Origin of the sequence: Streptococcus sp. DD11 (assembly GCF_001578865.1) — a bacterium.
Taxonomy (GTDB): Bacteria; Bacillota; Bacilli; order Lactobacillales; family Streptococcaceae; genus Streptococcus; species Streptococcus panodentis.
This window is the reverse complement of the sequence record NZ_KQ969484.1, coordinates 1-265: the sequence shown is the minus strand read 5'-3', so window position 1 is coordinate 265 and position 265 is coordinate 1. Positions and strand designations below refer to the sequence as shown.

The following is a 265-nucleotide window of genomic DNA, read 5'->3' as shown; positions in this document are numbered from 1 at the left end:
ATGGCGCGAGACGGAATCGAACCGCCGACACATGGAGCTTCAATCCATTGCTCTACCAACTGAGCTACCGAGCCAAAATTGCGGGAGCAGGATTTGAACCTACGACCTTCGGGTTATGAGCCCGACGAGCTACCTAGCTGCTCCATCCCGCGTTAGTAGTATTGCACTAAAGGAGGATGTGGGATTCGAACCCACGCACGCTTTTACACGCCTGACGGTTTTCAAGACCGTTCCCTTCAGCCGGACTTGGGTAATCCTCCAAATA

The 265-nt window shown here is 53.2% G+C and carries 3 tRNA genes; all 3 read right to left on the bottom strand.

The annotated features are described in order from the left end of the window. Window position 1 precedes the first annotated feature (1 nt). Window positions 2-74, bottom strand: a tRNA-Phe gene (locus STRDD11_RS13510). A 4-nt stretch (window positions 75-78) separates the two neighbouring features. Continuing rightward, window positions 79-152: transfer RNA gene (locus STRDD11_RS13505), tRNA-Met, on the bottom strand. Window positions 153-170: 18 nt separating this feature from the next. After that, window positions 171-260 (bottom strand) — tRNA-Ser (locus STRDD11_RS13500). Window positions 261-265: the final 5 nt, after the last annotated feature.